Raw genomic sequence first — 14,837 nt, forward strand, 5'->3', positions numbered from 1 at the left:
TTTTTATGTAAATAAGGAATAATTTTTGCTAATATTTGTTAATAATCAGAAAAGTAAAGGTTATGAAAAAACTTTTAAATATTGGATCTTCAGTATTCGTGTTGGGCGTACTTCTGGTTTCGTGTAATGATGATGATTACCATACCATCGAATCTATTGATAAAATCAAGATAGACAGCGTAAAAATTGTTAATGATACCATGAACGTTTATGCGATACAGAGCATAAAAACGTATTCCACCTATCCGTCTCATTGCGAAGGATTTTACGGATATGATTATGTTTACAATAATAACCTGGAAAGAACAGTTACTTCCTATAAATATATTACCAACGGCCCTTGTACACAAGGGAAATATGTGGGAGCAAATCAGATTAACTTCAGCCCGCAAAGCAAAGGAACCTATACTTTTAAATTCTGGAATGGAGGAAACAACTGGATTACAAAAACCATTGTAGTAGAATAATGAGATTGACTTTTGTATTGTGTTTACTGGCAGCGCAGGTGGTGTACGGGCAGAAAATTTTCTGGGAGGAAGGCAAAAAGCTAACCTGGGATAATTTTAAAAGTCCGGTTAACAAGAAAAAGAATCCTGATGTAGCAGCATACACCCATTGTGGCTGGGAATTTTATGCTGAAAAATCTTCCGATCCAAAAGCACCGGTTGCTATTACTATCAAAACACTGTTTCATGAAGATAAATCATGGAAAGATGCCAAAAGAATGAATGATTATATTCTGCTTCATGAGCAGAAGCATTTTGATATTGCAGAATTATTTGTAAGAAAATTCAGAAAAGCTGTTGCTGAAAAAATAAAAAATTCAGGAGACTACAACAAATATTTCAGAGCAATTTACGATGGGATATCCGTTGATTACAAAAACTTCCAGATGGCTTACGACAGAGAAACCCGTCATGGACTCGATAAAGAAAAACAAACCGAATATAATCAGTCGATTTCTGAACAACTCGACAACTTAAAAAGCTACCAAGCCCTTTGAAATTCCTCAATAAGATCATCCACGAACTGTTAGCACAAAACCCGGATCTTTCGGCGTTTAATATCATTCTGCCCGGAAAACGTCCCATTGTGTTTATCAGACAGATCCTGGAAGAAAATAATTACTCAGGATTTCTTCCCAATTTTTTTACGATAGAGGAACTCATCAATAAAATTGCCGATCAACAGACGATTCAGGGAATTCCGCTGTGGCTTTTCTCTTTTGATGTCTACAGAAGTCTGAATCTTATTCCGAGGGATGATTTTTCAGATTTTCTGAAATGGTTTCCTACGCTGCAGAAGGACTGGGATGATATCCTGAAATTCTCAGATAGCGATCAGGCGGTTTTGCAATATATGTTTGATGAAGAAAGGATCAAAGAATGGGCCCAAGACCTTGGTGAGGATGACGATGTTCCAAGAAAGAAGTTTCTTAATTTCTGGCAGAATATGAATGTTTTTCTCCCGGTTTTAAAGGAGAGACTGCAGGAGAGAAACTGGGCTACTTCCGGAATGATCCATGAGGCCGCTAAAGCCCGGATTGTTGATTTTGCTAAAAACACTAAAGAAGAATTTGTCTTTTGTGGGTTCAATGCCTTTACTCCGGTAGAAGAAAAGCTTGTAAGAAGCCTTTTGCAGTGGAATAAAGCGCAGTGTTTCTTTCAGGCAGACCGTTATTATTTTAATGATGAAAGACAGGAAGCCGGAAAGTTTTTAAGAAGTCATAAAACATGGAAAGAATTCGATGATAACAGAGCTTTTCAATGGATAGAAGACGATTTTAATCAACCTAAAAAAATTAAGGTATACGAAGTGTCCGGGAATGTAACCCAGACCAAAGTTCTGCCCGAAATCTTTAAAGAGATCAATAATAAAACCTATTCCAATACTGCAGTGGTGCTGCTGGATGAAAACCTTCTTCCAGCCAGTCTTGATGTGATGCATGGTGTTGATAATTTGAATATTACAATGGGATTTCCGTTGAAAAACTTGTCTTTCTCCAATGCCGTGAAACGTCTTTTCTACCTGCAGAAACAATTGGAAAAAAACAAACTGTCTTACTATTACAGAGATGTTTTCCCCATTTTGGAAGAGCTGCCGAAATCAGCAGAAGATGAACAGATTATCAATGAGTTTAAAGCTAAAGTAGAAGAGCGGAATATCGTTTATATTTCCAAAAAACTTTTACATGAACTGCTGGGCGGCCTGTCTTATTATGGCCTTCTTCAGAAAGCAACAGGAACCAACGGTTATCTGGATATGCTTATTGAGTTCTGCCATCAGGTTAAATGGCTCGAAATAGACGATATTCAGTATGAGAATGTCTCTCACTTTGAAAACGCCTTCAGAATCATCAAAAACCAGCTGACTCCTTACAATATTGAGATCAAAATGGAAACGCTGGAAATTCTGATCAACCAGCATATCAATTCTGAAAGTATCGATTTTCAGGGTGAACCATTAAGAGGACTTCAGATCATGGGATTGCTGGAAACGCGTCTCCTGAACTTTGAAAACGTTATTCTGCTTTCTGTGAACGAAGGGAAACTCCCGCTTGGAAACTCACAGAATACTTATATTCCTTTTGATATCCGAAGATTCTTTGATCTGCATACTTTTCTTGAAAATGACAGCATTTACGCCTATCACTTTTACAGGCTGATTCAGGATGCGAAGAATGTCCATTTGCTGTATAATGCTTTAAGCTCCGGAGTGAATACCGGAGAGAAGAGCCGTTTCATTACCCAGATTGAAATGGAGAGTTCTCATGAGATCGAACATGTCATTATTGAAAATTCTTCAGAGCCTATTGCCACCAAACCGATAGAAATTTCCAAGACACCAATTGTACAGGAACGTCTTCAAAAATGGAAGGAAAAAGTATCTGCTTCCCACCTGACGAGTTATCTTTATAATCCGATTGATTTCTACCTTTCCAAGATTTTAAATACTTCGGAAACGGACGAAATTGAAGAAGAACTGTCGATAAAAAATTACGGAAATCTGGTTCATTATTCACTTCAAGAAGTGTATGAGGTGTTGAAGGGTAAGGTTTTAAAAGAAAGCGATTTAAAGAATTCAGTTAAAGCAGTAGATGAATATATAAATATCGCTATTGAAAAGCTGAAGCACCAGCCGGAATTCTACGAAAAAGGAATGAATTATATCCATAAAGCTATTGCTAAAAAGGTTATTGAAAATGTGCTGAATCATGATCTTGAACTCATAAAGCAAGGCAATAAACTGGAGATTATTGATATTGAAAGGAGGTTTGAAAGCATCGATTTTCCTCTTGATGGAAATGATAAAATTTCTTTCTTCGGATTCATTGACCGGATTGATAAACTGAACGGTACTCTGAGAATTATTGATTATAAAACCGCCAGGACTAAAAATCTTACTGTAAAGATCGATCAGGATAACGTAGATGAATATTTCCATAACAGCGACAGGAAGCAGGCCCTTCAGCTTTGTATTTATCATTACGTGGTACAGCACCTTCCTGAGTTTTGGGGTTTCCCGATTGAAACCGGAATCTGGAGTTTTGCAGATGCTAAAAAGGGAATGGTTGCCCTGCAGTTTGATAAAGGAAATATTGATGATGCCATGAAATCTGTGAAGAGCCTTATCCTTGAAATTCTAAATCCAGATATAAATTTCGTAGAAACGATAAAAACGTATTAAAAATTTTTAGTATTACTATGTTTTTTTCTATGTGTATTCTCAATAAATAAGCTGGCTTAGAATCGTTTACTTCACGAAATGTTGTGTTAAAGCAGGTAACTTTTTGTGTATCTTTACTACTTATTAAAAACTTATAAAGTTTAAATCAGATACATTAAGCACCATCAATGAAAAAGATCCTGATATTTTTAGCTATTGCTTTTTCTCTTATTATCAAATCTCAGCAAAAAAATGATTCCCTGAATATTGCGCTTCAGAATGTAACCAAAGATACTAAGTTTGGTCTTGCACTCAGTGGCGGCGGGGCAAAGGGATTTGCACACATCGGGATTTTAAAAATGATCGATTCATTGGGAATCAAAGTAGATTATATCACAGGAACCAGTATGGGAGGGATTCTGGGAGGCTTATATGCAATGGGATATAATGCTGACCAGATGAAGCATACCATTTATAAAATGGACTGGAACAGAATTCTGAGTAATAAAATTCCTTACAATAAAGTCAATATCAGTGAAAAAGACGAATATGATAAGTATATCCTTGAATTTCCAGTAGTCAAAGGATTTCCCACACTTCCAAGCTCTTATATTGAAGGGCAGTACATGGGAGAAGTTCTTAATACGCTTACTTTCAACGCCAAGCATATCAACGATTTCAGTAAACTGAGGATTCCCGTGCAGCTTACTTCCTCCGATATCGAAAACGGAGGTCTGGTGATGCAGAAAGAAGGATCGCTACCGTTGGCTATTCGATCTACATTGGCCATTCCTGCAGCGTTTGCTCCTGTTTATATTGATGGAAAACTTTTGGTGGATGGCGGCCTGGACCGTAATTATCCGGCCAATGAAGTTCGTGAGATGGGTGCCGGTTTTGTGATCGGAGGCTACACCGGATTCAGACTTTTTACGAAAAAGGAGATTGAAAATCCGATGAAGATGATCTATCAGACTCATGCCATCCGCTCCGTAGAAGATTTTAAACATCAGAAAGAATTATCAAATATTCTGGTCGACTTTGTAGATCCACTGGGAGAAATTACAACGAAAGATTTTGCCAAATTCAGAAGGATCATAAAAATAGGAGAGATGGAGGCGAGAAAGCATCTTCCTGAGTTTGTCGCCCTGGCAGAAGCTCAGCGCAAAGCCGGAATTACGTATGAGCATACAATGATTGAAGAAGTGAAACTGCCTACCACAAAATTTACTTTTAACGAAGAAGACGGAACACCCATTACAGATGCTGCAGAAATTGAAGTGCTGAAAAAGCAGATGGGGCTTACGGAAGGGAAGTATTACGATGTAAAAACCGTTAATGAGGCTATAGACAGGGTCTTCGGAATGCGGCAGTATGTAAAGGTGTATTATACCTACACGAAAGTAAACGACGGTCTTGTGATGAATGTTTTTGTGAAAAGAGCAAAAAAGGGAGCATTTAAACTGGCGCTGCACTATGATACGGAACAGTCCGTAGGAATTATTGTCAATTATACGTACAGAAATATTCTCCTGAACAGATCCAGGTTTCTGGCAACAGTAGATATTTCCGAACGTTTTAAAGCTAAAGTTGCTTACCAGCAGTTTTTAGACAGTGGTGAACGTTTATGGCTGGATCTGGAAGCTAAAATGGTTCATCTTAAAAGTAATGACCTGAACTTCAGGCTATATGATATCAGTGAAGATGGAGGCGACCGTTTTCCGAACCATATGTACCGTAACATAACCGGAAAAATTGCACTGAATTATAATATCAATCCCAATTCTTACCTGTCTCTGGGAACGGAATTCAGTACGGAAAGAATGTACAGTTTACTGGATAAAGTAGATCAGTCAAAAGTAGATAATTACAGCAAAAAGCTCTATAACCACAGCAATTTCAATACTTTCCTGAAATTTGAACAGAATAATCTTAATAAAAGGTATTTTACAACCAGGGGGAATCATCTTCAGGTGAGCACAAGATTTTACTATGGAGATCAGTATGAACTTTATGATCTGAATACAGTACAGCCTCTCCTTTATCTGATTCTTAATCCGAAAGAGTCTTACTATTTTGAGCCTAAAAATCTCGTTTCATTTACACTGAATGAGAACTTTTTCTACCCGATTACAAGAAGACTGACCGTAAAAGCAAACGTGTTTCTCGGTACGAGCTTTGGTGCCAAAAAAGAAGATCAGGTTCCGTATCTTTTCCTGAACCAAAAGTATAATCTGGGAGGCAGCGAATACAATTACGATCTGCTAAGTCCTGAATTCAATGGTCTACGTCAGAAAGAGCTTCCGATGACTTCGGTAGCTAAGGCGGCCATATCATTTCAATACAGAATTATGAAAAAGCTCTATCTTACCCCGTCATTCAGTTATGGAAAGGTAAGTGAAGAGTTTTCTCCTTTCAATGACAGTTTTGATATGTTCGGCTACGGAGTAAATCTTGGCTATGAATCGCTTATAGGCCCTATTGGTTTGAATATTTCCAGAAACAGCCAGCTTGATTTTTCAAGAATATATTTTAGTGTCGGATTTAAGTTTTAAGGATATGCTCCATTTATAATGCTTTTAAATTATCGAAGCAAAAAGGCACTTCATTGCTGAAGTGCCAAAAATTAACTTGAAATAAAGATATAGAGGAGTGATTGATTTATAGTTTTACTTTTTTATTGATAATTTTTCCATTAGAAAGAGTGATCTGCACCAGATATATTCCAGGTTCCAGGTTTCTTGACTCAAACACTGGTTTATTAACGTCCTGTTGAACGATGAGAGAGCCAGATATACTGTAGATGCTGATGTTCTTAATATCATTCCCGGATTTAGCCACAATCTGTTGTCTCTGAGTATAAATATTAGTACTGTTTTCTGATGATAATATGCCGCCAGCCGATTTACTGAACTGAAGATTATAGTATGGAGTAACAACTTCAAACGTATAGTTTTTGCTTTCAAGATTCTGAATATTGATTCCTCCGGCCTCCCGATATTGTTTTGAGGAAATACTTTTGATGAGGGATTTATTTTCATCAAAAATATTCACAGCAATAAGTTCATCCTGATCTACCTTCAATTGCAATATTGATGCATTGGCAGATTGTATAATTTCATTTTCAGCAACTTCTTTTGGGGTATTTTTGATATATGGAATTATTTTATCTTCATTGTTTTCCGATACTTTCAATAAATAAACTCCGTCTTTTAAATCAGATAAATTTTGATCATCGGCTGTTCTGCTCTGGGCTTTTTCTTTATTGAAATCTGTAATTTCAACCAGCTGCATACTGCCTAGGTCCGGTTTTATCTGTGAAGATAGTAAGGAAGGTTTTTCAGAAGTTTTCTCCGGTTGCTGACCGAAAATTGAACCTGCAATAGCCCATTCATTAAGAAGGCCGCCGCTTCTCAGGGTATTGAATTTCGCATTGGAAGCTAAAGTGAAGGGCAGAATTCCTCCTACATGTCCTAATGGGCCCCAATAAAAGGAATCCAGTTTATACTTATTCAGATCCCACCATGGATAATAACCACGCTGAACCTCAATAGTTTTAGAAGTGTTTTCAGGCGGAATCGCTAGATCGACAGTTGAATGACCCAATGTCATAGGCGTTTTATTATACCAGTCGTATACATCCTTAGGTTTCATACATAGCTTTAGCTTGTTATTGGGATTGCTGGTGACATCATTGACGAAACTGGTGGTAAAGAGCTTTCTCCATATAACAGGGCCCCACAAAAGTCCGCCGTTATCCTGAACGACATGATAGTTATATTTGTCCAGATATTCTGCAGAAATAACTTCTGAAATGTCATTATTATAGGTTTTATATCCCGTATTGTTGCAGGTATGAAGGACATTGGCCAGGAATGAGGTGAAAGGGTAGATATCTTTTTCAAGGACTCCTTTATTTAAAGTTACTCCAGAAAAATCATAAGGACCATCGCCCATGTAAGCATATTTGAATTTAATATTACCGGGATTTGAAATGCTTAATCTTTTTAAGGTAGACATTGCAGCATGAGCTCCCTGGGAATAACCGGCTAAGAAATATTCATCATAACGCTTGATATTCAGTTGTGCCAGTACTTTATTGGCAGCGGTGATAAAATCTATGGTTGCTCCGGCTTCTGTGGCATAATCTACATATGGGTGAGTTCCGTCCCCGGTTCCCATCCCTACGTAATCAGGGGCCATCAGAATATACCCATTGAGTACATAAGATAGTTCAACAACAAATCCAGCGGTTAAAGCTCCTTTGAAATTAGACGGAACATTGTGCCTGCTGTCTGTAGTTCCATGGTCAGATACCACTGTTGAGAGTTTAAAAGGTACATTAGGATACATGAGTAATCCGGTAGCTTTTACAAGAACATTGTTCTCGTTTTTGGTATAATAAGTGATTTTGTATCCTTTCAGCCCGATATTGAAGCTGTTCAGGTAGTTGGTAAACTCAGGAGCATTCTGATCGCCAAGATTATTGGCTATAAAATTGATGACTCCCTGTGGTGTTAAATCCAGTTTCTGTTCGGCACTTACAACATCACCTGCCTGCTGGGCAAAGTAAAATGGAGCTGTAAGACTTAGTAAAAAAGTTGTGATTTTTTTCATATTGTTTGTTTTTGTCTGGTATTAAAGTAATAAATTTAATAAAACAACAAAAACTTTATAAGATCAACAATTATTCATTGAATATAAAATCCCTGCAAAGTGAGTAAACAAAAGAGTCCGACCATTGGCCAGACTCTTTATTATTTATAATTGTATATTTTTTAGAAAGCGTTGATTCCTGTGATGTCCAATCCGGTAATCAGTAAATGAACGTCATGTGTTCCTTCATAAGTAATTACAGATTCCAGGTTTGCGGCATGTCTCATCATCGGGAATTCACCCATAATTCCCATACCTCCTAGGATTTGTCTTGATTCTCTTGCAATGTCAATCGCCATTTTCACGTTATTACGTTTAGCCATTGAAATCTGGGCCGGAGTTGCCTTATGGTCGTTTTTAAGGTTTCCTAGCTGAAGACACAATAACTGGGCTTTTGTAATCTCTGTTAAGAATTCAGCTAATTTTTTCTGCTGAAGCTGGTAAGAACCGATTGGTTTTCCAAACTGTTTTCTTTCTTTGGAATACTGAACGGCGGTACAGTAACAGTCAATCGCAGCACCTATTACTCCCCAGGAAATTCCATATCTTGCAGAATTCAGACAAGATAAAGGTCCTTTCAGTCCTGTTACTCCCGGAAGCAGGTTTTCTTTCGGAACTTTTACGTTGTTAAATACCAGTTCTCCGGTTTTGGAAGCTCTTAAGCTCCATTTATTGTGAGTTTCAGGAGTGGTAAAACCTTCCATACCTCTTTCAACGATCAATCCCTGTACTTTGCCTTCCTCATTTTTTGCCCATACTACAGCGATGTCGCATAAAGGAGAGTTGGTGATCCACATTTTAGCCCCATTTAAAAGATAATGATCTCCCATATCTTTAAAATAAGTTTCCATAGAACCAGGATCAGAACCGTGGTTAGGCTCAGTCAATCCAAAAGATCCGATCATTTCTCCGGCAGCAAGTTTTGGAAGATATTTCTTCTTCTGCTCCTCAGAACCGAATTCGTTAATAGGGAACATCACCAATGAACTTTGTACCGAAGCAGCAGAACGTACCGCAGAATCTCCTCTTTCCAGCTCCTGCATAATCAGACCATAAGAAATCTGATCTAATCCTGAACCACCATACTCAACCGGGATATAAGGCCCCAATGCTCCGATTTTCCCCAATTCTCTCATAAGATTAGGAAGATCTGTATGATTTTGAGCGGCCTGATCTATCTGCGGCATTACAAAACTTTCAACCCAGTCTCTCACAGATTGGCGGATTAGTTTATGTTCTTCAGTAAGTAAAGCATCAATTCCATAATAATCAGGGATGCTTGTAAGAGGATAATATGACATGATTTTTTGATTTGGTTAAAAGTAACATTTTTCGTGATGTTCTGAAAATTTTTTTAAAAACTTGTTTTACTATTGATTTTCAGGGGGCTACTGCTACTTTGTTGATAATTTGAGTTAAATTTATATTTTTATGATTCCTCATCATTAGAGATGGGATACTGATTGGTAGAATTATGAACTTTAGTTTTAAATTTATACAGATAAGGAGCTTTATTGGCCGAGCCGTCATAGAGTTTTTCCATTCTGTCCAGAATATTTAAACTTAAAATTTTTCGCTGAAAATTATTTCTTCTGAATTTTTGTCCTAAAATAGTTTCATACAGAGCCTGAAGATCTTTCATTGTAAATTTTTCAGGAAGCAGGTTACTTGCCGCAACCTCTGTATTGATATTCATTCTCAGGTATTCAAGACCTGTCTCTATAATTCTGTCGTGGTCGAATGCCATTTTAGGAAGGTTGTTGACTTCAAACCATTCACAGCTTTCATTGAAAGCATCAGGGAAAGTATCAGCCAGCGAAAAATCAATGAGGCTGCAGTAACCTACTGTAACAAAACGCTGGAATATCCAGTGATCTTCAGGAACGGTTATTCCTTTATTTTTAAGAAGGATCTGATGTACATTATTCTCCGTACGGTCTATTCTTCCAAAGGTGTGAAACTGTTTCAGAAATAACCCTTTAAGATGGGTTCTTTCAAACAAAACCCTTTCAGCAGCTTCTCTCAGGTCCTCATCATTGAAAACAAAACCACCCGGAAGTGACCATAGATCCAGATCGTGATATTTTAAAAGCAAAACTTTCAGAATATTATTATGAAAGCCGAATATGGTGCAGTCAACGGAAATATGCGCTACGAAATCTTTCGTGTCAATGAGTTCCTGTAGCGTTTCTTTACTTTTTGTGTCTTTAATTTTCATGGCAGTAAAAATAAAACTATTTTCTATTTGTGACAGTAAAATATATAAAACTAATCACAAAAAGCAGAATTACAGAAGATAAGATGTATAATGGATAATAATTCAACAGTTGTTTTTCAAACAAAACGGCCATAATGATAGAGCTTACAGAGCTGCCCAGAGAAGAAAAAATAACAATAAGCGAGGTGAAAAGATTAATCTTGTCTTTATCCACCTGTGCAATCATTCTTGAGTTAATTACAGGGTAGAGGGGTGAAAGAAACAAACCAATAACCGGAAATAAAAAAAGTAAATAGCCGGAATCCTCAGAATCAAAATACTGTATCCCCAGTATAATGATCAGTAAGGTGATTATAAGAGCCATACATGTAATATAATATCTGGGCAGTGAAAACCTTTTGATGATATTGGCAGTAACCGTTCGTCCGGCATAAGAAAAGACGGATAGAAAAGAAGTGGCCTGAAGCGCAAAAAAAGAATTGACTTTCAAATGGTTTTTGTAAAAAGAAGGAAGCCATGAATTGAATCCCTGCTCTACAAAGACGATAAAAAAGATTACTCCTAAAAATAAAGCTACCGTAGGTGTGGTAAACCCGGAAAGTTCTGAGAGAATGCTTTTGTTTTCCATAGGCCTGGAATCTGCTACTTCTATCTTTGACAGCAGAAAAATGGTAAATGCTGATAATAAAGCAATCATCAGGAAACCAAACTTCCAGAATTCCGAGTACTGGCTGGAAATTATCCACCCAAAACCGGTATTAACCACGAAAATTCCGATCATAAAAGAAGCTTCTACGTTATTCATGGTCTTTGCCAGGGATTTTTCATCCGAAATATTATTTCTGATAATTCCAAAAACACAGATTTTACCAATAGCGAAACAGGCTCCTATAATCGCAAACCACAATTTATAAAACCAGAAAACCTTTACAAAAGGAAGAAGGCAGGAACAGAATCCAACAATGGCCAGGGCAAGGATTAATGCCTTTTTAGGTCCTGTCTTATTGATAAAGCTCACTGCAAAAAGCGAGATAAAAGCAATGGGTAGATCTTTAAAAGATTCTAAAAGCCCCAGTTCTCCGTAGGTGATTTTCTCTTCAGACAGCTGTAGAATCACCAACCCCATACAGTTTAAAACCATTGAAAAAATGAGAAAGGTAAGTTTTAACGGAAGAGAAATTTTGGATGGCTTGGTGGTCATTTTGGGAGATGAATTTATTAATTTTTTATGATATTTTATGAAATATTGATGCGAAGATAGAGCTTCTAACCCTGAAAAATAAAAGAAAAATTAAAATTTTTATGAATAGAATGTTAATTAATTGAAAAAAAATATATTTTTATTGTCTCAATTTGAGAATTAAACAATAACTGTATATGAATGTAAGAATATCAAGAAGCGTAGGAGTGGTTGCCGTCCTCTATTTTACGGCCAACTTCAGTGCCCAGACCACCAAGTCGAAGGACACAATTGCGAAAGAAAACAAAATAGACGAAGTGGTAGTCATCGGTTACGGTACTCAGAAAAAGAGTAATGTAACGGGAGCTATTGCGAGTATTAAAGCCAGCGACATTGAAAACATACCGGCAGGTAAGCCTGAACAGGTATTGCAGGGTAGAGCTGCAGGGGTTTCTGTTGTTACGAATTCGGGACAGCCTGGTGCTGCTGCTACTGTACGTGTAAGAGGGATTACCAGTTTTGGAGCTGGAAGCAACAGCCCATTGTGGGTAGTAGATGGTATTGTGGTAGACAATATCGGATGGCTTAACCAGTCGGATATAGAAAGTATAGAAGTATTAAAGGACGGAGCATCGTCTGCAATCTATGGAGTCTCTGCAGCAAAAGGAGTAATTCTGGTGACAACCAAAAAAGGGAAGAGAGGAAAACTTAGTCTTTCTTATAACGGGTTTTATGGTTTCTCAAATGCATCCAAAAAACTGGATCTCCTAGATGCTACACAATATGCTAAAGTTATTAATGAAGGTTTTGTTAATGATGGGCAGGCACCCAGATTTTCTAATCCTGAATCATTTGGGAAAGGTACCAACTGGCAGGATGCTATTTTCGGAACCGGTGAAAAATCATCTCACGAAGTAAGCATTACCGGAGGGAATGAAAAATCCACCTACTATACCTCTTTTGGATATTTTGATCAGACTGGTATTGTAATGAGTGATATTTCTTATTACAAAAGAATCAATGCAAGATTCAATTCAACCCATAAAGTGACAGATTATCTGACCATTGGACAAACCTTTGCGTACACACACGTGAAGTCTCAGGGAGTAAGTGCAAACGAAGAATTTGGAGGACCGTTGGCTTCAGCAGTAAACCTGGATCCTATCACTCCGGTTGTCGTGACAGATTGGTCAATGGTAGATTCGGATGGTTATAAAAGTCCTTATATCATCCGTGATTCGGAGGGACGTCCTTACGGAATTTCCCCATATGTAAATAACGAGATGACCAATCCGCAGGCTTTCCGTCATATACAACAAGGTAATTATAACTGGTCTGATGATTTTGTGGGGAACGTTTTTGCAGAACTCAAGTTTCTAGATCACTTTACATTCAAAACAAGTTTAAATGGTAAGAAATCTTATTGGGGAAGCCGCTCTTTTACACCGAAATATTATTTAAGTCCAAATTTTAATAATACCGGTTTTAACAGTCTGAATAAAGTGGATGAAAATAAGTTCGAATGGAGCATGGAAAATACATTGACCTATCAGAACAAGTTTGGTGATCACAACATCAATATCATGGTTGGGCAGGGTGTTTACCGATACAACATTGCGGGCGGTGCCAGTTTGACTTACAGTAACCTTCCTATTGATAACTGGCAGGATGCTTCCTTCAATTTTGATATTCCCAGAGAAAATATCACAGCAAAAGGATGGGACGGAATCGAGACCCGTAAAGCATCTTATTTTGGTAGAATCATTTATGATTATGCAGATAAATATTTATTTACAGGAACAATCCGTAGAGATGGTTCTTCAAAATTTGCTACCAACCAGCACTGGGGAACTTTCCCATCTATGTCACTGGGATGGAACGTTCATAAAGAAAACTTCTGGCCGGAGAACAAAGTTGTTAATAATTTAAAATTAAGAGGAGGTTACGGAGTGTTAGGGAATGACGAAATGGATAACTTCAGATTTGCAAGTTTCATGGTTTCCGGTAGTAATTATACCAACTCCAGTAATAATATCATCATTGGTTATGCGAAAAGTACTTTGGAAAACCCTAATCTGAAATGGGAACAGACCAGCCAGCTGAATATTGCTGCAGATCTGAAATTATTCAACAACTTTACCTTAACAGCAGATTGGTACAAAAAGAAGACTACTGATATTCTCAGACAAATCAATATCCCGGGTTATGTAGGAGTTCCGGTTTCACCTTGGGCAAATGTAGGAGATATGGAAAACTCAGGGGTTGAACTTGAATTAGGCTACAAGAAAAATTGGGAAGATTTCAGCATTTCGGTTAATGGTAACTTCGCAACCATAAAAAATAAAGTTCTTAGACTAGAGGATGATATTGAATACTTCAACCTGGCTTCTTTCCAGACCATGGGAGCGGTATCCAGAGTAGCAGTAGGGCAGCCCTACGGATCATTTTACGGACAAACATATAGTGGGGTTTTCCAGAATCAGGCACAAATTGACAATTATGTAAATGCCAATGGTGTAAAATTATTACCCGATGCAAAACCTGGGGACTTTATCTGGCAGGATAATAATGGAGATGGTAAAATTGATGACAATGATAAAGTAAACTTAGGAAGCTCTATCCCAAAATATACTTTCGGACTTACCGTGAATATGAGCTATAAGAATTTTGATCTGATGATGTTTGCGCAAGGACAGGCTGGTAACAAGATTTTCCAGGGGTTAAGAAGATTGGATTTGCCTGATGCCAACTACCAGACAAGAATCTTAGACAGATGGACAGGTGAGGGATCTACCAATGATAATCCGAGACTTACCCGCACTGATTCTAACCACAACTATTCATGGATGTCTAACTATTACCTTCAGAAAGGAGATTATGTGCGTCTGAAAATTGTTCAGCTAGGATATACTATTCCTCAGGATGTTACCCAACGTTTTGGAATGAGCAAGGTAAGACTGTACATCACAGGAGAGAACCTGGTTACTTTTACAAAATATACAGGATATGACCCTGAAATTGCGGGAAGAAATAATTCTGAGCAGGATATTATCGGTGTAGACAGAGCTTACTATCCACAAGCCAGAACATTCCTTATAGGAGCTAATATTCAATTTTAAT

9 protein-coding genes are annotated in these 14,837 nt (G+C 37.6%); 5 read left to right on the top strand and 4 right to left on the bottom strand.

Features of this window, described 5'->3' with window-relative positions; genetic code table 11:
- The first annotated feature begins 62 nt into the window (after positions 1–62).
- The 4 genes from FFS26_RS00285 to FFS26_RS00300 all read left to right on the top strand — a co-directional run bounded on the left by FFS26_RS00285 (position 63) and on the right by FFS26_RS00300 (position 6,218).
- A complete protein-coding gene (locus FFS26_RS00285; RefSeq protein ID WP_137903961.1) occupies positions 63–467 on the top strand; it encodes a hypothetical protein in 405 nt (134 codons plus the stop codon).
- Complete coding sequence (locus FFS26_RS00290) at positions 467–1,003, top strand: DUF922 domain-containing protein (protein WP_137903962.1); 537 nt, start codon at positions 467–469, stop codon at positions 1,001–1,003. The genes FFS26_RS00285 and FFS26_RS00290 overlap by 1 nt, the downstream gene beginning before the upstream one ends.
- Complete coding sequence (locus FFS26_RS00295) at positions 1,000–3,687, top strand: PD-(D/E)XK nuclease family protein (protein WP_137903963.1); 2,688 nt, start codon at positions 1,000–1,002, stop codon at positions 3,685–3,687. Before FFS26_RS00290 ends, FFS26_RS00295 begins: the two co-directional genes overlap by 4 nt.
- Positions 3,688–3,854: 167 nt before the next feature.
- Positions 3,855–6,218: a patatin-like phospholipase family protein gene (locus FFS26_RS00300; protein WP_137903964.1), complete on the top strand. Its 2,364-nt coding sequence runs from the start codon at positions 3,855–3,857 to the stop codon at positions 6,216–6,218.
- Between the two features lie 106 nt (positions 6,219–6,324).
- On the opposite strand, the gene FFS26_RS00305 is transcribed toward FFS26_RS00300, so the two are convergent.
- The 4 genes from FFS26_RS00305 to FFS26_RS00320 all read right to left on the bottom strand — a co-directional run bounded on the left by FFS26_RS00305 (position 6,325) and on the right by FFS26_RS00320 (position 11,738).
- The gene (locus tag FFS26_RS00305; protein WP_137903965.1) at positions 6,325–8,280 is read right to left on the bottom strand and encodes a T9SS type A sorting domain-containing protein; all 1,956 of its coding nucleotides are present in this window, start codon (positions 8,278–8,280) and stop codon (positions 6,325–6,327) included.
- Between the two features lie 161 nt (positions 8,281–8,441).
- Entirely contained in the window at positions 8,442–9,620 is a 1,179-nt protein-coding gene (locus FFS26_RS00310; protein ID WP_110008646.1) for an acyl-CoA dehydrogenase family protein, read from the bottom strand.
- A gap of 128 nt (positions 9,621–9,748) precedes the next feature.
- The gene (locus FFS26_RS00315; RefSeq protein ID WP_110008647.1) at positions 9,749–10,537 is read right to left on the bottom strand and encodes an NUDIX hydrolase; all 789 of its coding nucleotides are present in this window, start codon (positions 10,535–10,537) and stop codon (positions 9,749–9,751) included.
- Positions 10,538–10,553: 16 nt separating this feature from the next.
- A complete protein-coding gene (locus FFS26_RS00320) occupies positions 10,554–11,738 on the bottom strand; it encodes an MFS transporter (RefSeq protein ID WP_137903966.1) in 1,185 nt (394 codons plus the stop codon).
- A 176-nt stretch (positions 11,739–11,914) separates the two neighbouring features.
- Here FFS26_RS00320 and FFS26_RS00325 point away from each other — a divergent pair, with 176 nt between their 5' ends.
- Positions 11,915–14,836: a SusC/RagA family TonB-linked outer membrane protein gene (locus FFS26_RS00325; protein WP_137903967.1), complete on the top strand. Its 2,922-nt coding sequence runs from the start codon at positions 11,915–11,917 to the stop codon at positions 14,834–14,836.
- Position 14,837: the final 1 nt, after the last annotated feature.

This window comes from Chryseobacterium sp. 2VB (assembly GCF_005503635.1).
Taxonomy (GTDB): domain Bacteria; phylum Bacteroidota; class Bacteroidia; order Flavobacteriales; family Weeksellaceae; genus Chryseobacterium; species Chryseobacterium cupriresistens.